Source organism: Streptomyces sp. f51 (genome assembly GCF_037940415.1).
Classification (GTDB): domain Bacteria; phylum Actinomycetota; class Actinomycetes; order Streptomycetales; family Streptomycetaceae; genus Streptomyces.
This window is the reverse complement of record NZ_CP149798.1, coordinates 1108867-1129465: the sequence shown is the minus strand read 5'-3', so window position 1 is coordinate 1129465 and position 20599 is coordinate 1108867. Positions and strand designations below refer to the sequence as shown.

At 71.9% G+C, this 20599-nt stretch carries 17 protein-coding genes and 1 pseudogene; 15 read left to right on the top strand and 3 right to left on the bottom strand.

Annotated elements, in window-relative coordinates; genetic code table 11:
• Positions 1-110: 110 nt before the first annotated feature.
• The 5 genes from WJM95_RS05060 (at position 111) to WJM95_RS05040 (ending at position 6243) form a co-directional block, all read left to right on the top strand.
• A complete protein-coding gene (locus WJM95_RS05060) occupies positions 111-1304 on the top strand; it encodes an argininosuccinate synthase (protein ID WP_339128244.1) in 1194 nt (397 codons plus the stop codon).
• A 130-nt stretch (positions 1305-1434) separates the two neighbouring features.
• Entirely contained in the window at positions 1435-2868 is a 1434-nt protein-coding gene (gene argH, locus WJM95_RS05055) for an argininosuccinate lyase (RefSeq protein WP_339128243.1), read from the top strand.
• Between the two features lie 195 nt (positions 2869-3063).
• A complete protein-coding gene (locus WJM95_RS05050; protein ID WP_339128242.1) occupies positions 3064-4035 on the top strand; it encodes an aldo/keto reductase in 972 nt (323 codons plus the stop codon).
• A 142-nt stretch (positions 4036-4177) separates the two neighbouring features.
• On the top strand, positions 4178-4729 hold the full coding sequence (locus tag WJM95_RS05045) for a helix-turn-helix domain-containing protein (protein ID WP_339128241.1): 552 nt from the start codon (positions 4178-4180) through the stop codon (positions 4727-4729).
• Positions 4726-6243, top strand: coding sequence for an MFS transporter (locus WJM95_RS05040; RefSeq protein ID WP_339128240.1), 1518 nt, complete (start codon positions 4726-4728; stop codon positions 6241-6243). Before WJM95_RS05045 ends, WJM95_RS05040 begins: the two co-directional genes overlap by 4 nt.
• 247 nt (positions 6244-6490) lie before the next feature.
• On the opposite strand, the gene WJM95_RS05035 is transcribed toward WJM95_RS05040, so the two are convergent.
• A complete protein-coding gene (locus tag WJM95_RS05035; protein ID WP_339128239.1) occupies positions 6491-7180 on the bottom strand; it encodes a lysophospholipid acyltransferase family protein in 690 nt (229 codons plus the stop codon).
• A 390-nt stretch (positions 7181-7570) separates the two neighbouring features.
• Here WJM95_RS05035 and WJM95_RS05030 point away from each other — a divergent pair, with 390 nt between their 5' ends.
• From WJM95_RS05030 to WJM95_RS05020, 3 genes are all read left to right on the top strand, one after another.
• Positions 7571-8734 carry a glycerophosphodiester phosphodiesterase gene (locus WJM95_RS05030; protein ID WP_339128238.1) on the top strand — a complete coding sequence of 388 codons (1164 nt, stop codon included), beginning with the start codon at positions 7571-7573 and terminating at the stop codon, positions 8732-8734.
• A 147-nt stretch (positions 8735-8881) separates the two neighbouring features.
• Positions 8882-9376: a sigma-70 family RNA polymerase sigma factor gene (locus tag WJM95_RS05025; protein ID WP_339128237.1), complete on the top strand. Its 495-nt coding sequence runs from the start codon at positions 8882-8884 to the stop codon at positions 9374-9376.
• 57 nt (positions 9377-9433) lie between these two features.
• On the top strand, positions 9434-9937 hold the full coding sequence (locus WJM95_RS05020) for a GNAT family N-acetyltransferase (protein WP_339128236.1): 504 nt from the start codon (positions 9434-9436) through the stop codon (positions 9935-9937).
• A 24-nt stretch (positions 9938-9961) separates the two neighbouring features.
• On the opposite strand, the gene WJM95_RS05015 is transcribed toward WJM95_RS05020, so the two are convergent.
• Together WJM95_RS05015 and WJM95_RS05010 are read right to left on the bottom strand one after the other, a co-directional pair.
• On the bottom strand, positions 9962-10441 hold the full coding sequence (locus WJM95_RS05015) for a hypothetical protein (RefSeq protein WP_339128235.1): 480 nt from the start codon (positions 10439-10441) through the stop codon (positions 9962-9964).
• A gap of 1 nt (position 10442) precedes the next feature.
• On the bottom strand, positions 10443-10802 hold the full coding sequence (locus WJM95_RS05010; protein ID WP_339128234.1) for a hypothetical protein: 360 nt from the start codon (positions 10800-10802) through the stop codon (positions 10443-10445).
• Between the two features lie 91 nt (positions 10803-10893).
• Between WJM95_RS05010 and WJM95_RS05005 the strand changes: the two are divergent.
• The 7 genes and pseudogenes from WJM95_RS05005 to cobT form a co-directional block, all read left to right on the top strand.
• Positions 10894-11048, top strand: a pseudogene (locus WJM95_RS05005) (HAD family hydrolase); the annotation flags it as partial.
• 384 nt (positions 11049-11432) lie between these two features.
• Entirely contained in the window at positions 11433-12467 is a 1035-nt protein-coding gene (locus WJM95_RS05000; RefSeq protein WP_339128233.1) for an ATP-binding cassette domain-containing protein, read from the top strand.
• Entirely contained in the window at positions 12464-13216 is a 753-nt protein-coding gene (locus WJM95_RS04995) for a methionine ABC transporter permease (protein WP_339128232.1), read from the top strand. The genes WJM95_RS05000 and WJM95_RS04995 overlap by 4 nt, the downstream gene beginning before the upstream one ends.
• Before the next feature lie 51 nt (positions 13217-13267).
• Positions 13268-14098, top strand: a complete 831-nt coding sequence (locus tag WJM95_RS04990) for a MetQ/NlpA family ABC transporter substrate-binding protein (RefSeq protein ID WP_339128231.1) — start codon at positions 13268-13270, stop codon at positions 14096-14098.
• A 208-nt stretch (positions 14099-14306) separates the two neighbouring features.
• Positions 14307-14945 carry a GNAT family N-acetyltransferase gene (locus WJM95_RS04985; RefSeq protein WP_339128230.1) on the top strand — a complete coding sequence of 213 codons (639 nt, stop codon included), beginning with the start codon at positions 14307-14309 and terminating at the stop codon, positions 14943-14945.
• A gap of 312 nt (positions 14946-15257) precedes the next feature.
• The gene (gene cbiE / locus WJM95_RS04980; RefSeq protein WP_339128229.1) at positions 15258-16469 is read left to right on the top strand and encodes a precorrin-6y C5,15-methyltransferase (decarboxylating) subunit CbiE; all 1212 of its coding nucleotides are present in this window, start codon (positions 15258-15260) and stop codon (positions 16467-16469) included.
• 345 nt (positions 16470-16814) lie between these two features.
• Positions 16815-20543: a nicotinate-nucleotide--dimethylbenzimidazole phosphoribosyltransferase gene (cobT, locus tag WJM95_RS04975; RefSeq protein ID WP_339128228.1), complete on the top strand. Its 3729-nt coding sequence runs from the start codon at positions 16815-16817 to the stop codon at positions 20541-20543.
• Positions 20544-20599 lie beyond the last annotated feature (56 nt).

Below are 20599 nucleotides of genomic sequence, written 5' to 3'. Positions count from 1 at the left end.
TCGGTGAGGATTCCCCGGCCGGGCGTGCCGGGGGCGGGTCGCGATTGACGAACCATGCAGAGTGCTGCATACTCATGCATGTCAGCGAATGCACTGTTGAGGAGAATCCCGTGACCGAGCGCGTCGTACTCGCCTACTCAGGCGGTCTGGACACCTCCGTCGCCATCGGCTGGATCGCCGAGGAGACGGGCGCCGAGGTCATCGCCGTCGCGGTCGATGTCGGCCAGGGCGGCGAGGACCTGGACGTCATCCGTAAGCGCGCTCTCGCGTGCGGCGCCGTCGAGGCCGAGGTCGCGGACGCGAAGGACGAGTTCGCCGACGAGTACTGCCTCCCGGCGATCAAGGCCAACGCCCTCTACATGGACCGCTACCCGCTGGTCTCCGCCCTCTCGCGGCCGACGATCGTCAAGCACCTCGTCGCCGCCGCGCAGAAGCACGGCGCCACCACGGTCGCCCACGGCTGCACCGGCAAGGGCAACGACCAGGTGCGCTTTGAGGCCGGCATCGTCGCCCTCGCCCCCGACCTCAAGTGCATCGCACCGGTCCGCGACTACGCGATGACCCGGGACAAGGCGATCGCCTTCTGCGAGGAGAAGCAGCTCCCGATCGCCACCACCAAGAAGTCCCCGTACTCCATCGACCAGAACGTCTTCGGGCGCGCGGTCGAGACGGGCTTCCTGGAGGACATCTGGAACGCGCCGATCGAGGACATCTACGAGTACACCTCGAACCCCGCCGAGGCCCGCGAGGCCGACGAGGTGATCATCACCTTCAAGCAGGGCGTCCCCGTGGCCGTCGACGGCAAGCCCGTCAGTGTCCTCCAGGCCATCCAGCAGCTCAACGAGCGTGCCGGGGCCCAGGGCATCGGCCGGATCGACATGGTCGAGGACCGGCTCGTGGGCATCAAGTCCCGTGAGGTGTACGAGGCTCCGGGCGCCATCGCGCTGATCACCGCGCACCAGGAGCTGGAGAACGTCACCGTCGAGCGTGAACTCGCCCGCTACAAGCGGCAGGTCGAGCAGCGCTGGGGCGAACTGGTCTACGACGGCCAGTGGTTCTCCCCGCTCAAGCGCGCCCTGGACGGCTTCATCGACGAGGCCAACCAGCACGTCAACGGCGACATCCGGATGACCCTGCACGGCGGCCGCGCGGTCGTCACGGGCCGGCGCTCCGACACCTCGCTCTACGACTTCGACCTCGCCACGTACGACACCGGCGACACCTTCGACCAGGCCGCGGCCAAGGGCTTCATCGACATCTACAGCCTGTCGTCCAAGATCGCCGCCAAGCGGGATCTGGCGTAACCGGTACGGGACTTGGCGCGGGCCGTGTCGTGTCCGCCACCGGGTCTCCCGAGCACTAGCCTGGCCACCGCCTCCTCACGCACGCGTGGGGAGGCGGTGGCACATCCACACCTTTCGAGGAGTAACGCAAGTGAGCAGCAACAGCGGTGACGTCCGGCTCTGGGGCGGACGGTTCGCCGACGGTCCCGCCGAGGCCCTGGCCAAGCTGTCCGCGTCGGTCCACTTCGACTGGCGCCTCGCGCCCTACGACATCGCCGGTTCGCGTGCCCACGCGCGCGTGCTGCACGGTGCGGGCCTGCTCACCGAGGACGAGCTCACGCGCATGATCGACGGCCTGGACCGGCTGGAGGCGGACGTCGCCGACGGCTCCTTCGTGGGCACGATCGCCGACGAGGACGTCCACACCGCGCTGGAGCGCGGCCTCCTGGAGCGCCTCGGCCCCGACCTCGGCGGCAAGCTCCGGGCCGGCCGCTCCCGCAACGACCAGGTGGCCACGCTCTTCCGGATGTACCTGCGCGACCACGCCCGGATCATCGGCGGTCTGATCGCCGACCTCCAGGAGGCGCTGATCGGCCTGGCCGAGGCGCACCCGGACGTGGCGATGCCCGGGCGCACCCATCTTCAGCACGCCCAGCCCGTGCTGTTCGCCCATCACGTCCTGGCCCACGTCCAGTCCCTGTCCCGGGACGCGGAGCGGCTGCGCCAGTGGGACGAGCGGACGGCTGTCTCGCCGTACGGCTCCGGCGCGCTGGCCGGCTCCTCCCTCGGCCTCGACCCTCAGGCGGTGGCGAAGGACCTCGGGTTCGAGCACGGCAGCGTGGCCAACTCCATCGACGGCACGGCCTCCCGCGACTTCGTGGCGGAGTTCGCGTTCATCACCGCGATGATCGGCGTGAACCTCTCCCGGATCGCCGAGGAGGTCATCATCTGGAACACGAAGGAGTTCTCCTTCGTCACCCTCCACGACGCGTTCTCCACCGGCTCCTCGATCATGCCGCAGAAGAAGAACCCGGACATCGCCGAGCTGGCGCGCGGCAAGTCGGGCCGGCTGATCGGCAACCTGACCGGGCTGATGGCCACGCTCAAGGCGCTGCCCCTCGCGTACAACCGCGATCTCCAGGAGGACAAGGAGCCGGTCTTCGACTCCTGCGACCAGCTGGAGGTCCTGCTCCCCGCCTTCACCGGCATGATGGCCACGCTGACCGTCCACCGCGAGCGCATGGAGGAACTGGCCCCGGCCGGCTTCTCGCTCGCCACGGACATCGCCGAGTGGCTGGTCAAGCAGGGTGTGCCGTTCCGGGTCGCGCACGAGGTCGCGGGCGAGTGCGTGAAGGTCGCCGAGGCGGACGGCAAGGAGCTGGACGGGCTGACCGACGAGCAGTTCGCGAAGATCTCCGCGCATCTGACGCCCGAGGTGCGGACGGTCCTCAATGTTCCCGGCGCCCTGGCCTCCCGTGACGGCCGCGGCGGTACGGCCCCGAGCGCGGTGGCCGTCCAGCTCGCCGAGATCAGGACGGACGTCGCCGGCCAGCAGACGTGGGCGGCGGCCAAGCGCGAGAAGTAGGACGACGGCGTCCCCCGGTCTCCCGCACTCCGGTCCGTCCGCACTCCGGTCCGTCCGCGCCGTGGTCCGTCCGCGGGGCGGACACGGGTGCCGGGCGGACACGGGTGCGCGGGCCGCGGCGGGTGCCGCACGCTGGAGGGTGTCGCGGGTTACGTTGGCCGGGAGCCGTAAAGGAGCCGACCGAACGGAGCCGCGATGCCCTTCGCACGTCTCGCCTCAGCCACGACTCCCACCGCCCACCTCGGCCTGGGACTCGCCGCGGTGGGCCGCCCCGGCTACATCAACCTGGGGCGCGAGGAGGACCTCCCGGCCGACCGCAGTGTCGACGCCCTGCGCGAGCGCACCCATGAACTCCTCGAAGCCGCCTGCGCCCAGGGCGTGCGCTACTTCGACGTGGCCCGCTCCTACGGCCGGTCCGAGGAGTTCCTCGCGGACTGGCTGAGGAGCCGCCCGGACGTCGACGACGTCGTCGTCGGCAGCAAGTGGGGCTACGTCTACACCGCCGACTGGCGCACCGACGCCGAGGCGCACGAGGTCAAGGACCACAGCCTCGCGCTGTACGAGCGGCAGCGCGCCGAGACGGCGGAACTGCTCGGCGACCGGCTCGACCTCTACCAGATCCACTCGGTGACCCCGGACAGCCCGGCCCTGACCGACAAGGAGCTGCACGCGGCCCTCGCGGAAGCGGCCGCCGGCGGTCTGTCGGTCGGCTTCTCCACGAGCGGGCCCGCCCAGGCGGAGACGATCCGTGCGGCACTCGCCGTCACGGTCGACGGCGAGCCGCTCTTCCGTACCGTCCAGTCCACGTACAACGTCCTGGAGACCGCCGCCGCCCCCGCGCTGGCCGAGGCGCACGACGCCGGGCTGACGGTGATCGTCAAGGAGGGCATGGCCAACGGCCGGCTCGCCGGGCCGCACGCGCCCGAGGCGCTGCGCGCCGTGGCTACGGAGACCTCGCTCGGCTGCGACGCGGTCGCGCTCGCGCTGATCCTGCGGCAGCCCTGGGCCGGTGTCGTCCTGTCGGGGGCGGCCACCGCCAACCAGCTCGCCTCGAACCTGCACGCGGCGGTCGTCGACCTCGACGACGACCAGCTGTCCCGGCTCGCCGCGCTGGTGGAGGAACCGGGCGCGTACTGGGAGCGGCGCGGGCAGCTGCCCTGGCACTGAGCGTCTCCCGAGTGGCACGGCCTTGGGATGACACGGCCGTGAGAGGAAACAGCCATGAGATGACACGGCCGTGAAGGGTAAGCAGTGAGACATGCGCGCTCCATGTGAGACATCCATGTCTCACATGCGGTACGCTTGTCTCATGGCTGTCGACCGTGATCACGTGCTGCGCAGCGCAGCCGCCCTGCTCACCCGCAAGTCCACCGCGACGATGGACGAGGTGGCCAAGGCCGCCGGGATCAGCCGGGCCACGCTGCACCGTCAGTTCGCAGGTCGCGACGCGCTCGTCCGCGCGCTGGAGGCGCTCGGCATCGAGGAGTGCGAGGCCGCGCTGGACGCGGCCCGGCTCGACGAGGGCACCGCCCAGGAGGCCGTGCGCCGGCTGGTCGCGGAGCTGGAGCGGGCGGCAGGACTGCTCGCCTTCCTCTACACGGAGAACCAGCTCTTCGAGGGCGAAGGACAGCACGAGGGCTGGTCCCGGCTCGACGCCCGGATGGCGGCACTGTTCCGGCGCGGCCAGGAGGACGGCGAGTTCCGCATCGACCTCAGCCCCGCCTGGCTCACGGAGGCCCTCTACGGACTGATGGCCTCGGCGGCCTGGGCCGTCACCGAGGGCCGGGTCGCGGCCAAGGACTACCACCACATGATCGTCGAGCTGCTGCTCGGCGGCGCGCTCAGGAGAGAGGAACCATGACCAGCACCCTGCGGCCGGCGGTCGCGACGGAGACGCCCAAGCGCCCGGGCCGGTGGCTCGCGCTCTGCGTCCTCGTCCTCGCCGTGCTGCTGGTGGCCGTGGACGCGACCGTCCTCGGCCTCGCGACCCCGTACATCAGTGAGGACCTGGAGCCCACCGGCACCCAGCTGCTGTGGATCGGTGACGTCTACTCGTTCGTCATCGCGGGACTGCTCGTCTCCATGGGCAGCCTCGGCGACCGCATCGGCCGCAAGCGGCTGCTGCTCACCGGCGCCACCGCCTTCGGCCTCATATCCGTGCTCAACGCGTATGCCACGACACCCGAGTTGATGATCCTGGCGCGGGCGCTGCTCGGGGTCGCCGGCGCGACCCTGATGCCCGCCACCCTCGCCCTCATCCGCAACATCTTCCACGATCCGCGCGAACGCAGCCTCGCCATCGGCATCTGGGGCGCCACCGCCTCCGCGGGCACGGCGGTGGGTCCCGTCGTCGGCGGCTTCCTCCTCGAACACTTCTGGTGGGGCTCGGTCTTCCTCATCAACCTGCCGGTGATGGTGGTCCTCGTCCTCGTCGGGCGCAGGCTGCTCCCCGAGTCGAAGAGCCCCGACCCCGGCCCCTGGGACCTGATCAGCGTCACGCTGTCGCTCGTCGGCGTCATCGGCGTGGTGTACGCGGTGAAGGAGCTCGCCGCGCACGGTCCGAGCGGGCAGGCGTTCGCCGCGGGCCTGCTGGGCGCGGGCGCCCTGCTCTGGTTCGTCCGCCGCCAACTGACGCTTCCCGCACCGCTGCTGGACGTCCGGCTGTTCCGCAACCGGGGGTTCTCCGGCGCGGTGCTCGCCGACCTGTTCACCGTGCTCGGCATGTCCGGGCTCGTGTTCTTCCTCTCGCAGTATCTGCAACTCGTCCAGGGGCGCGGGCCGTTCGAGGCGGGGCTCGCCGAAGTGCCGGCCGCCGTGGGCGCGGTGGCGGCGGGTCTGGTCGCGGGACGGGTCGCGCGGCGCTTCTCCGTGCGGACCGTCGTGTCCGGCGGACTGGCCGCGGTGGGACTCGCGCTCGGCGCCCTCACCGTGCTGGACCGCTCCACGGGCTATCCGCTGCTCGGCGCCGCCCTGCTCGTCGTCGGAGTCGGCGCGGGCTTCTCGTTCACCGTCACCGCCGACGTCATCCTCTCCGCCGTGCCCAAGGAGCAGGCGGGAGCCGCGTCCGCGGTCTCCGAGACGGCGTACGAGCTCGGCGCGGCCCTGGGCATCGCCCTGCTCGGCTCCGTGGTGACCGGTGTCTACGCCGGCTTCACCGGCCCCGCGGGCACACCGGCCGCTGCGCACGAGTCCCTGGGCGGAGCGGTGGAGGCCGCCGGACATCTGCCCGGGCACACCGCCGACGAGCTGCTGACCGCGGCCAGGGAGTCCTTCGTGGGCGGACTGGCCCTCGCCTCGGGCGCGGGTGCGGCGGTCCTGCTCGCCACCGCGGCGGCGGCCTGGTTCCTGCTCCGCGGCCAGAGGCTGGAGTCGTAGCCGCACGGGACCGGCGACCGGCGCGACGCGCCGGGCCCGCCGGAGCGGGACTCCGGCGCCGGACCTGCGGCCGTGCCCGAACGGGGCCGCCCCGGCCGATGCGTCGGGGCCGCCGGAACGAGGCCCGGCGGGAGGCGCGTGGCCGTGCCGGAGCGGGTGCCCCGGTGGGAGACGCGGGCGCAAAAGGGTGGGCTCCGACCGGGAACTTCCGGTCGGAGCCCACCCTCTTGGCTGGTGTGCGGCGCCGCTAGGCGGCCTTCGCCTTGGTGGCGTACATGTCGACGTACTCCTGGCCGGAGAGCCGCATGACCTCGGTCATCACGGAGTCGGTCACGGCCCGGAGCACGTACCGGTCGCGGTCCATGCCCTCGTAGCGGGAGAACTCCATGGCCGGTCCGAAGCGGACCGTGACCTTGCCCGGACGGGGCATGCCTGCACCGCCCGGCTGGAGCTTGTCCGTGCCGATCATGGCGAACGGGACGACAGGGGAGCCGGTCATCAGGGTGAGCCGGGCGATACCGGTGCGGCCGCGGTACAGGCGGCCGTCGGGGGAGCGGGTGCCCTCGGGGTAGATCCCGAAGACCTTGCCCTCCTCCAGGACACGGCGGCCGGTCATCAGCGCGGCCACGCCACCGTTGGCGCCGTCCCGGTCCACCGGGATCATGCCGACGCCGGTGAAGAACCACGCCATGAGCCGGCCCTTGAGTCCCTTGCCCGTGACGTACTCGTCCTTGCCGATGAAGTACACCTGCCGGTCGCAGACCAGCGGAAGGATCATCGAGTCGATGAACGTGAGGTGGTTGCCGGCGAGGATCACCGGTCCGTCGCCCGGAATGTTCTCCACGCCTTCCACCCGTAGGCGGAACATCAGGCGCATGATCGTTCCGAGCACTGCCTTGATGAGCGCGAAGCGGGACAACGGGCCCTCCGGTGTCAAGGGATCGGTATGGAGTCTGTGCAGGTGAGGACGATACTCGCGGTTCCCGGTCGATTGCACATCGGGTTCATCGACCGGATACGCACTGTTGACCTACGTTTACCTGCGGTTGCGTGCCCGTGAGCGGTGAGAACCGGGGCGGTCCGGTGTGACGGACATCGCGCGCGCGTACCGGCGAACGGGTGAGCGCCCGGTGTGGAGCCCTCCGCCCGCCTTCCCCGGACGCCTACCCCCGGCAGCCCGGCCGAAGCCGACGGACCGTCATGTTCCGTGACGCGCCGGGCCGGCGAGGTCACCCACTGTTCCGCCGCGGGCCTCCCTCCCGTCACACGGGGACACCTACGATCGACCCGCTTCGACAGGCAGGCACCTACGGCGGGAGGAGCCCTCATGGGGGCACGGAAGTCGAACGGTCAGGAGCCGGGCACGGCGCGGCGGACGCTGCTGGGAGCCGCGGTGCTCGGGGCGGGCGGGGCGGCGCTCGGACTGCCCGGCACCGCGAGCGCGGACGAGCGCCACCGGGGAGGCGGCTACCGGAGCCTGCCCAGACCGGCCGTCATCGGTCACCGGGGGGCCAGCGGCTACCGCCCCGAGCACACCTTCGGCTCCTACGAGCTCGCCCTGGACCTCGGCGCCGACGTCGTCGAGGCCGGTGACCTGGTGCCCACCAAGGACGGCCATCTCGTGTGCCGTCACGAACCGGAGATCGGCGGGACCACGGACGTGGCCGCGCATCCCGAGTTCGCCGGCCGCAGGACCACCAAGACGCTCGACGGAGTCCCCACCACCGGCTGGTTCACCGAGGACTTCACGCTCGCCGAACTGAAGACCCTGCGCGCCGTGGAGCGCATCCCCGCCAACCGCCCGCACAACACCCTCTACGACGGACGGTGGGAGATCCCCACCTTCGAGGAGGTGCTGCACTGGCAGGACGAGCAGACCCGCAAGCGCGGCAAGCAGGTCTGGATCTACCCCGAGACCAAGCACCCCACCTACTTCCGTGCGCTCGGCCTCGGCCTGGAGGAGCGGGTCGCCAGGCTGCTGCGCAAGTACGGCAAGGACAGGAAGGACTCGCCGGTCATCCTCCAGTCCTTCGAACCGAGCAGCATCCAGCGGCTGGACAAGCTGGTCGGCAACCCGCTCGTCGTCCTGCTGTCGGCGGCGAACACCCGCCCCTGGGACTTCGTCACGGCGGGCGACCCGCGCACCGTCGCCGACCTCGTCACGCCCGAGGGCCTGAAGTGGATCGCCTCCTACGCGCAGGGCATCGGCCCCACGCTCGACCTGGTCATCCCCAAGGACGCGGACGGCAACCTCACCACCGCGACCACGCTCGTCGCCGACGCCCACCGGGCGGGCCTGATCCTGCACCCGTACACCATGCGCAACGAGAACCCCTTCCTGCCCACGGCCTTCCGCAAGGGCACCGCCGTGGACGCCTACGGGGACCCCTTCGGCGCGTTCAAGGTCTACTTCGAGACGGGCATCGACGGCGTCTTCTCCGACAACGCGGACACCGCGGTCCTGGCCCGCGCGGACTTCCTCGGGCGATGAGACCGCGGTCCCGCCAGGCCGCCGCACCGGCGCCACGGAACGGGACCGGCGCCCGCCCCTCGTCAACGCGTCACGCCCGCACCCCGGATGGGGTGAGATACGGCCGCCCCGGCAACCTGTCGCCGTGGCGGCCGTGTCGTTGCGGTCATGACCGATGAGCTGGTGACCACCCTCAGTCCGCTGCTCGCCGCCGAGGCGTCCGCGGAGGCCCACGCCTGCGGCGACGAGCCCGGCGACCTGGAACAGGCCGTCTGGCTGCGGCTGCTGGAACGCCTCGACACGGCGGGGCCGCCCGCCGACCCGCAGCGCTGGGTGCGCCGCGCCGTCCGCTCGGAGGCCCGCCGCAGCCGCCGCAGGACCCGCGTCGAGCGGCCCTACGCCACCGAGCCCGCGGACGACGCCGGCGCGGACCCGGAGCAGCGGGCCATGGACGCCGCAGGGCGTCACGAACTGCACGCGGCGGTGCGCCGCCTGCCCGGCCGCTGCCCGGGCCTGATGGCCGCCCTGCTCGCCCCGCAGGACCTCACCTACCGGGAGATCGCGGGTGAGTTGGGTATCTCACAGGGCAGTCTTGGTCCGGAACGTTCCCGATGTCTCGGATGTCTTCGGCGATTGCTGGCCGCGGAGGTTGCGGCCCGCTGACGACGGGGATAGGAGTGGGGGACGACCGGTGGACAGGTGAGCGGGAGGCATGCACACATGGGCATGAGCGTGACCATCTCGGCGGCGACCGAGCAGGATGCGGAATCGATCCTGAAGTTGCAGTACCTCTGCTATCAGAGCGAGGCCGAGCTGTACGGCGACTACGGCATCGAGCCGCTCACCCAGCCGCTCGACTCCCTCAGGGAAGAACTGGCGGGCGGCACCGTCCTGGTGGCCCGGCTCGGCGACGAGGTGGTGGCCTCCGTACGCGGCGCCGTCGACGCCGACGGCACGGCCCGTATCAACAAGCTCATCGTGCACCCGCGCATGCAGCGGCACGGCCTGGGCGGACGCCTGCTCGACGCCATCGAGGCCCGCCTCGGCACCGAGGGCGCGGCCAAGTCCTTCCAGCTGTTCACCGGCCACCGCAGCGAGCGCAACCTGCGCCTTTACCGCAAGCACGGCTACGCGCCCGTCTCCCAGGAGCGGGTGGGCGAGCGCATGACGCTGGTGACCCTGGCCAAGGGCGCCGACACCGGGGCGTACGCCACCAGCGCCTGAGCCGGGCGCGTTCCGGCCCGGTCGTCAGACGGCGGCCGTACGCGCCTTGCGCAGCCAGTACATCGCCGACAGCGGCAGCAGGACCGGGATGAAGAGATAGCCCATGCCGTAGTCCGACCACACCGTGGCGTCGGGGAACGCGGACGGCTCGACCAGCGTCCAGGTCCCGACGACCAGCACGCCCGCGAGCTCGGCGGCGCAGCACACCAGCGCCGCCCTGCGCGCCTTCTCGCCGCCGCGCACGAGCGAGTACGTGATGAACCCGTAGACGAGACCGGCCACCGCGGACAGCGAGTAGGCGAGCGGCGCCTTGTCGAACTGCGTAGAGATCTGTACGGTCGACCGCGAGACCGCGCCGACCACCATCACCCCGTACAGCCACACCAGCAGGATGCCGGGCCCGCCGATCAGCCGCGCGCGCTTCGCGCCGGCGGCCGGCCCGGCTGTGTCCCGCCCGTCCCGTTCGTCACCGGGCACGGTCGTGTTCTCCTCCGTGGCCGTCATCTCAGCCTCCCCAGATGTCGTAGAGCCGGACCTCGAGCACGGCGAGGACGACCCCGCCGGCCGCCACCGTGACCGAACCCCAGCGGGTGCGCTCCACCAGCGACATGAATCCCGCGGCGGGAATGCAGGCGAAGGCGCCGATCAGATACGCCACGAAGATCGTCGTGCCCTGTTCCGGCTTCTCGCCGCGCGCCAGCTGGACGACACCGATCACCAGCTGGACCAGGGCGAGCACGCTCACCACGGCCATGCCGATGAAATGCCAGTCCTTCGTGGGCTGATCGCGGTGGGCGGCCCAGCCGCACCAGGCGGCGAGCGCGAGCGCGGCGACGGCCGTCGCGACCGTCAGGGCATCAAACATGCCGTGACCCTATTACGGGCCAAAAGACCTGATGCGCTCGCCCCCGGGCTCCTCCGGGGCCGGCGTATCGAACAGCCGGCGGGCGAGACGCCCCGAGGGGTTCCGGGCGGTCCGGGCCGCGGGCACGACCGCCGTGGCGTTGGCCACAACGCACCGCGCGGACGAACTCGACGCGGACCTCGTCGTCGAGGGCCCTCCGCCTTGTCCGTACTGGTGACGGACAAGGAACGGGAGATCTCCGTCCGGGGCCGCCAGGACCTCCTCCACCGTCCACCACTGTCCGCTATTCGGACAGCGATGGCGGTCCCCGGCCCTTGGTCTGCTTTACTTCCTTCCATGACCACGACGAGCTGCCGCATCCTTGCGACCGAGGCGACCACGACGCCCGGTGCTCGTTGTATGTGTCGAATGTGTGCCTGCTAGAGGGCCCTCGCACCACCGCTTGATCCCGCGCCCCGAAGCGGGACCGCCGCGCCCTGTGTCCGTACCGCGTACGTGACCGGGCTGCCCCGCGCACACGTTCTCCTTCCGGTTCCATCGCCAACGCGAGAACCGTGCCGCGTTCCGACCGAATGCACCCGTGCCCGGCGCACACCCACGCCCCGCACTCGACAGTGACGGAATCCCCCAGTGATCACGACAACGGGCCTGACCAAGGTCTACCGCTCGCGCGGCCGTGAAGTGACCGCCCTCGACGGCGTCGATCTGCATGTCCGCGAAGGCGAGGTGTACGGCGTCATCGGCCAGTCAGGCGCCGGCAAGTCCTCGCTCATCCGCTGCGTCAACCTCCTGGAGCGTCCCACCTCGGGCACGGTCACCGTCGACGGGCGGGACCTCACCGCCCTCGCCGGACGCGGCCCGCGCGCCGGCCGGGAACTCCGCCAGGCGCGGACCCGGATCGGCATGGTCTTCCAGCACTTCAACCTGCTGTCCTCGCGCACCGTCCAGGAGAACGTCGAGCTGCCGCTCGACATCCTCGGACTCTCCCGCAGGGAGCGCGGCCACAAGGCCCTCCAACTCCTGGACCTGGTCGGCCTGTCCGACAAGGCCAAGTCCTACCCGGCCCAGCTGTCCGGCGGCCAGAAGCAGCGCGTCGGCATCGCCCGCGCGCTGGCCGGCGACCCGAAGGTGCTGCTCTCCGACGAGGCGACCAGCGCCCTCGACCCGGAGACCACCCGCTCCATCCTCCAGCTGCTGCGCGACCTGAACCGCCAGCTGGGGCTGACCGTCCTGCTCATCACCCACGAGATGGACGTCGTCAAGACCGTCTGCGACTCGGCGGCGCTGATGGAGAACGGCCGCATCGTCGAGTCCGGGACCGTCAGCGAACTCCTCGCGACCCCCGGCTCCGAACTGGCCTCGGCGCTCTTCCCGGTCAGCGGCACCGCCTCGGGCGACGACCGCACCGTCATCGACGTCACCTTCCACGGCGAGTCGGCCACCCAGCCGGTCATCTCGCAGCTCTCGCGCACCTACAACATCGACATCTCGATCCTCGGCGCCGCGATGGACACCGTCGCGGGCCGGCAGGTCGGCCGGATGCGCATCGAACTTCCCGGCCGCTACGAGGAGAACGTCGTGCCGATCGGATTCCTGCGCGAGCAGGGCCTCCAGATCGACATCCAGGGGCAGCAGCCCGTCCTGGTGAAGGAAGGTGCCAAGTGACCTGGTCCGAGATGCAGCCACTGCTGTCCCAGGCGTGTTGGGACACGCTCTACATGGTCGGCTGGTCCACGCTGATAGCCGTGCTCGGCGGACTTCCGCTGGGCGTCCTGCTGGTCCTCACGGACCGCGGCGGCCTGCTCCAGAACACCGTGGTGAACAAGGTCATCGGCCAGGTCGTGAACATCGTCCGCTCGATGCCCTTCATCATCCTGATGGTCGCCCTGATGACCTTCACCCGCTGGATCGTCGGTACGACCATCGGCCGGGAGGCCGCCATCGTGCCCCTCGCGGTGGGAGCCATCCCGTTCTTCGCGCGGCTCGTGGAGACCTCCGTGCGCGAGGTCGACGGCGGCCTGGTCGAGGCCGTGCAGGCGATGGGCGGCAACACCTGGACCGTCGTGCGCAAGGTGCTCGTGCCCGAGTCCCTGCCGTCGCTGATCTCGGCCACCACGACGACCGTCGTCGCCATCATCGGCTACTCCGCGATGGCCGGCACCGTCGGCGCGGGCGGCCTCGGCGACCTCGCGATCCGCTACGGCTACCAGCGGTTCGAGTCCCAGATGATGTGGCTCATCGTGGCGGTCCTCGCCGTCGCCATCGCCGTCGTCCAGTTCGCGGGCGACTCGGGCGCCCGGGTCCTGCACCGCCGCACCGGCAAGGGCGGCGAGCCGCTCCGCTTCCGCGTCCTGGCCGGATTCCTGCCCGGCGGCCCGGCCGGCGCCGCCCCCGCCAAGCCCGCCGATTCCTGACTCCCCGCCTCACCCGGCGGGTTGCACCACCCATGGAGAAAGGCACTTTTCGTGCGTAACACCACCAAGATCACCGCAGCTGTCCTCGCCACCGGCGCCCTCACCCTGGGCCTGACGGCCTGCGGCTCCGGCTCGTCCGACGACAAGGCCAAGGCGACCGACACCCTCGTCGTCGCGGCCACCCCCGTCCCGCACGCCGAGATCCTGAACTACATCAAGGACCACCTGGCGAAGAAGGCCGGACTCAAGCTGGAGGTCAAGGAGTTCACCGACTACGTCCAGCCGAACACGGCCACCGAGGACGGGTCCGTGGACGCCAACTACTTCCAGACCCAGCCGTACCTGGAGGACTTCAACAAGAAGAACTCCACGCACCTCGCCTCGGTCGCCACCGTCCACCTGGAGCCGCTCGGCCTCTACTCCGAGAAGGCCAAGAAGGTGGACGAGCTGAAGAAGGGCGGCACCGTCGCCGTCCCGAACGACGCCGACAACGAGGCGCGAGCCCTGCGCTTCCTCGCCTCCACCGGGCTCATCACGCTCAAGAGCGGCTCGGAGGGCACCGCGACCCCGCAGGACATCGAGAAGAACCCGAAGGACCTCCAGTTCAAGGAGATCGAGGCGGCCCAGACCCCGCGCTCCCTCCAGGACGTCGACGCCGCGGTCATCAACGGCAACTACGCGATCGGCGCCGGCCTCTCGCCCGCCAAGGACGCCCTCGCCCTGGAGTCCACCAAGAACAACGCGTACAACAACGTCCTCGCCGTGAAGCAGGGCAACGAGAACGACCCGCGCGTGAAGAAGCTCGCGAAGCTGCTCACCTCGCCCGAGGTCAAGAAGTTCATCGAGGACAAGTACAAGGGCTCCGTCCTCCCGTCCTTCTGAGCCTCTCCTTCCGGCTCGCGTCGTTCCGAACGGGCCGGGCCCGGACCGATTTGCGGTCCGCGGCCCGACTCGTCACCGCACGGGGTCCACTCCATTACCCGGAGTGGACCCCGTTGTGCCGTTCGGTGGTTTCATGCTGCATGCTGGGCAGTTCAGCGGACCCGACGGTACATCAGGTCCGAAGTCCCCGACGGTTACGGAGCGTCGCATGACGAGCACCTTCCCCGACATCTCCATCAGCACGGAGCGGTTGGTCCTGCGTGCGCTCGACGAGGACGACGTGCCCGCGCTGACCGAGATGATGAACGACGAGATGGTGGCGGCCTGGACGTCCATCCCGCAGCCGTTCACCGAGGACGGCGCCCGCGACTGGATCACCGACTACGCGCCCACCGAACGCGCCGCGGGACGCGGACTCGACCTCGCCGTCAACGAGTTCCTGACCCAGCGCCTGGTGGGTGTCATCCAGCTCGGCAAGACCAACTGGCGGGTCAGGTCGACCGAGTTGTCGTACATCGTCGCCCCCTGGGCGCGCGGCGAGGGCTACGCCTCCGAGGCCGCGCTCGCCACCGCCCGATGGCTGTTCCGCGACCAGAAGTTCGAGCGCGTCGAACTGCGCACCGCCGCCGGCAACACCGCCTCGCAGCAGGTGGCCCAGAAGATCGGCTGCATCAGCGAGGGCGTGCTGCGCAACGCCTGCATAGCGCGCACCCGGACCGAGGAAGGCACCTGGGTCGACCTGCGCACCGACTTCATCGTGTGGAGCCTGCTGCCCGAGGACCTCGACGGCATGGACGGGCACCTCGGCGGTACGGGCGGCTTCGCCTCCTTCAACGACTGGAACTGACCCGACCGGCGCCGAGACGGCCGGGACACGGCACTCCGGCACGGCGTCCGCTCCGCAGGCGAGAACCGTCATGACGACGTCATGTACGGTCACGGCGAGTCGTATACGGTCGCGTCCGGTCACATGCGTGTACGGGAGTCACCGCACCGGATCCCGGTTCGTCGCCCGGGGCCGGCGCCGGGGCACGGCGGGTCCGCCCGCTCTCACGCCACGCCGACCGGCACACGCTCGCCGGGCCGCACCGGGGTACCCTCACCAAGCCCGCTCGGGCCGCACCTGAGACCTGCGAAGACCTTCTGGAGACTGACGACGATGGCCGACCGGGTCACGGTGATCGGCTGGGACGGCTCGCCGCTGTCCGTTGCGGCGCGCTCCGCCCTCGGTGCCGCCACGCTCGTGGCCGGCGCGGCCCACCATCTCGAACTCCCCGAAGTGCCCGACGGCGCCGAACGCGTCCGGCTGGGCAGCGTCGGTCTCGCGGCCCGCCGTATCGCGGGCCACCGGGGCACCGCCGTCGTCCTCGCCGACGGGGACCCCGGATTCTTCGGCATCGTACGGACGCTGCGCGCGCCCGAGTTCGGCCTGGAGGTCGAGGTCGTGCCCGCCGTCTCCGCCGTGGCCGCCGCCTTCGCCCGCGCCGGCATGCCCTGGGATGACGCACAAGTAGTAGTCGCACACAGCCGAACGCTGCGACGCGCGGTGAATGTATGCCGGGCCCACACCAAAGTCGCCGTCCTCACCTCACCCGGCGCCGGCCCGGCCGAACTCGGGCTGCTGCTCGAAGGAGTGCACCGCACCTTCGTCATCTGCGAGGAACTCGGCACCGCACGGGAGCAGGTCACGATCCTCACCTCCGACAAGGCGGCCGACCACACCTGGCGCGACCCGAACGTCGTCATCGTCATCGGCGGCTTCGTGGCCGCGGCCGAGGGCGGCGGCTGGATCGCCGGCCGGGAGCCCGCCGCCGGACCCCGCGGCTGGGCGCTGCCCGCCGGCGCGTACGGGGGCGCGCTCCGCGAGGGGGAGAGCGATCTGCTGCGCGCGGCCCAACTCGCCCGTCTCGGCCCGCGCGTCGGCGACCTCGTCTGGGACATCGGCTCCGGCAGCGGCGCCTTCGCCGTCGAGGCCGCCCGCACCGGCGCCGCCGTCATCGCCGTCGACCGCAGTCCCGGCTCGTGCGCCCGCACCGAGCACTCGGCCCGCCGCTACGGCGTGCAGATGCAGATCGTGCACGGCAGCGCCCCGCACGTCCTGGAGGACCTGCCCGAACCCGATGTCGTCCGGGTCGGGGGCGGGGGAGCGGCGGTCGTCTCCGCGGTCGCCGACCGCAGGCCGCAGCGCATCGTCGCGCACGCCTCGACCCGTGACGCCGCCGAGCTCGTCGGCCGCGATCTGAGCGAGCACGGCTACGACGTCGAGTGCGCGCTGATTCAGTCCGTCGAACTCGATACACGGGCCTGGACGGAGAAGGAGCGGAGCGTCGCGTTCCTGCTCAGCGGCCGTCTGCCTGATCGCGCCCCGTGATCCTGTTGTCGTACTGCGCGCGGTAGGCTGGCCGATCGTTGTACCGCTCCGGGGAGGTCGGCCTTTCGTAGGCCAATGTCCGGAAAACCCGCCCGTTTTGAGGCGTGTGTGGTATGGCGGAACCGGAGGACGCGCAACGTGGCGCAGTCCACAGCGGGCACTCGCGGATCACGCTGTCGCGAGGGCGGGATGACCGGGACAATGCCTGTTAATGGCTTTGTCGTCTTTGTTGGCCGGTCGTACGTGCCGCTGGGCACGCACGCTCGTTCTTCACTGTGGGGCGGTCGGTGCGCCGTTCCGGGCGAGCTGGACTTTGGAGCACTAACCGATGGGCGAGGGGTACGCATGACCGACACCGGCCAGGTCCCGGGCGAGGGATTGCCGGAGAGCGCAGGCATGGTGGAGCAGCCGGGCGTCACCACGCCGGGCGCGTACACCTACCTCGACACCTCCGAGACCTCCGTCGAGGAGGACGACCTCCTTCTGCTGCCGGGCGCACCCGGCGCCCAGGGTGCCTGGGGCAACGAGGTGCCGCCTCCTGCCCCGATGCCCTTCACCGACGAACCCGGCCCGCACGAGACGGACGGACGCGACACCGGCGCCATCGACCTCGGCGCCGTGCGCGCGCCGAGCCCGGTGTCCCAGCCGGCCGCGCAGCCGGTACCGCAGCCCGTGACGCCGCGCCGTCCGCTGCACCTCGGCCCGCCCACGCCGGACGTCTCCTCCAGCCCGGTGCGTTCGCTCGCCGACCGCGGACCCGCGGGCGCCCGCAGGACCTCCGTGGCCACCCCGGTCGCTCCGCTGCGCCAGGCCGGCCCGCCGACCGTGGGCCCCGAGTACCTGGACGTGCCCCAGACCGCCGAGGCCCTCCCGCAGAACGCCGTGCAGTGGACCACCCCGGCCGCCGGAACGCCCGTGCCGGAGACGGTGCGGCCGTCCGTGTCCGCGGTGAGCCCGGAGCCCGTACCGGTCCCCGAGGCACCGCAGGCCGCGGAGACCGGGCAGACGCCCGGGTTCGTGGCGGCGCCCTTCGCGCACGACCCGGCCACGGCGCCCGAGACCGCCCAGGCCCCCGGGCCCCAGGCCGACGAGATGTCGCTCGACCTCCACGACCAGGCGGCCGGCCCTGCGCCCGACGTGCCCGTCACGGACGGTCCGGCCCTCACGGCCGTTCCCGACGGCCCGCAGTTCCAGGACGCCCCGGACACCATCGGCGCGCCTGACCCCGTCGAGGCCGTGGGACACGTTCCCGCCGAGCCCGAGACCGAGACCGAGACGCCCGAGGCCGCACCCGCGCCGACCGCCGAGGACACCGGACACGTCGTCCTCGCGCAGCCGCACGCCCCGGCCGAGGGCCCCGCCCCCGCCGCCGAGCAGGCCCCCTCGCAGCCCGTCTCCCAGGACACCGACGGAGCCGGCCTCGCCGCGCCCGCGGTCGAGGAGGCCGGGTTCGCCGAGCCCGTCATCCAGCTGCCGGAACCGGCTGTCCTCGTCGCGGACGAGGAGCCTCTGGCCGGCGCCGTTCCCGGCGATGAGGGGCAGTCCGCCGCCCCGGTCCCGCACACCTACGAGACACCGGAGTCCGCGCTGTCGGCCCTCTCCGCGCGCTCGGCCGAAGCCGCGCAGGGCGGACAGGACGTCGCCACCGACGAGGTCCAGGCCCCGCACTTCACGGACCAGCCCGTCATCGCCGAGAACGGCGCGGCCTTCGCCGAGGCCGCCGCCTTCCCGGAGGCCGCAGGCTTCACCGAGGACGTGACGTCCGCCCAGGACGGCGCCGCCCCGGCGGCGCCCGGCTTCACCGAGATCCCGCAGGCCGTGCCGGTGGCCGTGGCCGCGCAGGCCGGGCCCGCCCACCCGGCCGAGGGCCGGTCCGACGGCGACCCGCACCACGCCGACCGGAACCAGCACCCCGACGCCGCCCTGGACACGGCGGGCGCCCCCGGATTCCCCGGCGCGCCCGAGGTGCCGCAGGCCGACCGGAGCCTCGGCGGATTCCCGCCCCTGGACGGCACGGTGCCGACGACCGCCCACCAGACCCCGACCCCGCCGCACGGCATGACCCTGATTCCGGCGCCCGTCGAGGAGGAGCTCCCGGTCCAGGAACCGGCGGCAGTCGCACCCGTACCGGCCGAGGAGACCCCCGTCGTGGAGGCCGCCCCGCTCGCGCAGCCGTCGGTGCCCGCGCCCCGGGAGGCCGAGGCCGGTCCCGAGGCCCTGCCGCAGCCGCTCGACGCGGAGCCGGAACCCATGGCCGCACAGCACGCGGAGGACCTGCACACCCAGGTCGCCGACCAGGAAGAGAGCACGGCCGTGGCGGAAGACGTACGCGAGTCCGCAGGTCCGGCGGCCCCCGGCTTCAACGACGCCGAGCGCGAGGCCGTGCTGCGCGTGATCCGCGAGCGCCGCGACATCCGCAACGGCTTCCGCGGCGACCCGATCCCGCACGACGTGCTCCTGCGCGTCCTGGAGGCCGCGCACACCGCCCCGTCCGTGGGCCACTCCCAGCCCTGGGACTTCGTCGTCATCCGCTCCGCCGAGACCCGGCGCAGCATGCACGAACTCGCCCAGCGCCAGCGCGAGGCCTACGCCAAGTCGCTCCCCAAGGGCCGGGCCAAGCAGTTCAAGGAAATGAAGATCGAGGCCATCCTCGACACCCCGGTGAACGTCGTCGTCACCGCGGACCCGACCCGCGGCGGACGCCACACCCTCGGCCGGCACACCCAGCCGCAGATGGCGCCGTACTCCGCCGCGCTCGCCGTGGAGAACTTCTGGCTCGCCGCCCGCGCCGAGGGCCTCGGCGTCGGCTGGGTCAGCTTCTTCGACGAGCGCGAGATGGTCCGCGCGCTGGGCCTGCCCGAGCACCTGGAGGTCGTCGCCTACCTGTGCGTCGGGTACGTCGACGAGTTCCCGGAGGAGCCCGAGCTGATGCAGGCCGGCTGGTCCAAGCGCCGCCCCCTGTCCTGGGTCGTGCACGAGGAGACGTACGGCCGCCGCGCGCTGCCCGGCGAGGAGCCGCACGACCTGCTCGCCGAGACGGTCTCCAACATCCGCCCGCTCGACGCCAAGGCGCTGGGCGAGGCGTGGGAGCGCCAGAAGCGGATGACCAAGCCCGCGGGCGCCCTCGGCATGCTGGAGATCATCTCCGCGCAGCTGTCGGGCCTGTCCCGGATGTGCCCGCCGCCGATCCCGGAGCCCGCCGCCGTCGCGATCTTCGCCGGTGACCACGGTGTCCACGCGCAGGGCGTCACCCCCTGGCCGCAGGAGGTCACCGGCCAGATGGTCGCCAACTTCCTCGGCGGCGGCGCGGTCTGCAACGCGTTCGCCAACCAGGTGGGCGCCGAGGTCTGCGTCGTCGACGTCGGTGTCGCCTCCGACCTGCCTGCCACCCCGGGTCTGCTGCCGCGCAAGGTCCGCGCCGGCACCGCCGACATGACCACCGGACCGGCCATGACCCGCGAAGAGGCCGTCGCCGCCCTGGAGGTGGGCATCGAGACCGCCCGTGACCTGGTGGCCGCGGGCAACAAGGCACTGCTGACCGGTGAGATGGGCATCGCCAACACGACCGCGTCGGCGGCCCTGATCTCGGTCTTCACCGGCGCCGACCCCGCCGAGGTGACGGGCCGTGGCACCGGCATCAACGACGAGACCCTGGCCCGCAAGACCGAGGTCGTCCGGCGTGCCATCGAGTTCCACCAGCCGGACCCGGCCGACCCGATCGGCGTCCTCGCGGCGATCGGCGGCCTGGAGCACGCGGCCATGGTCGGGCTGCTCCTCGGCGGGGCGTCCCTGCGGACGCCGGTGATCCTGGACGGCGTCAGCGCGGGAGCCGCCGCGCTGGTGGCCCGCGCCATCGCGCCCGAGGTCCTGGCCGCCTGCATCGCGGGCCACCGCAGCGCCGAGCCCGGCCACGTGGCCGCCCTGAACAAGCTCGGCCTGCGCCCGCTGATCGACCTCGACCTGCGCCTCGGCGAAGGCACCGGCGCCCTGCTCGCCCTGCCCATCGTGCAGAGCGCGGCGCGGGCGATGCACGAGGTCGCCACGTTCGACTCGGCCGGGGTGACCGAGAAGTAGGCCCACGGCACCGGTGGGGTGGGGCGGGCAGGCGTTCCGGCCTGTCCGCCCCACCC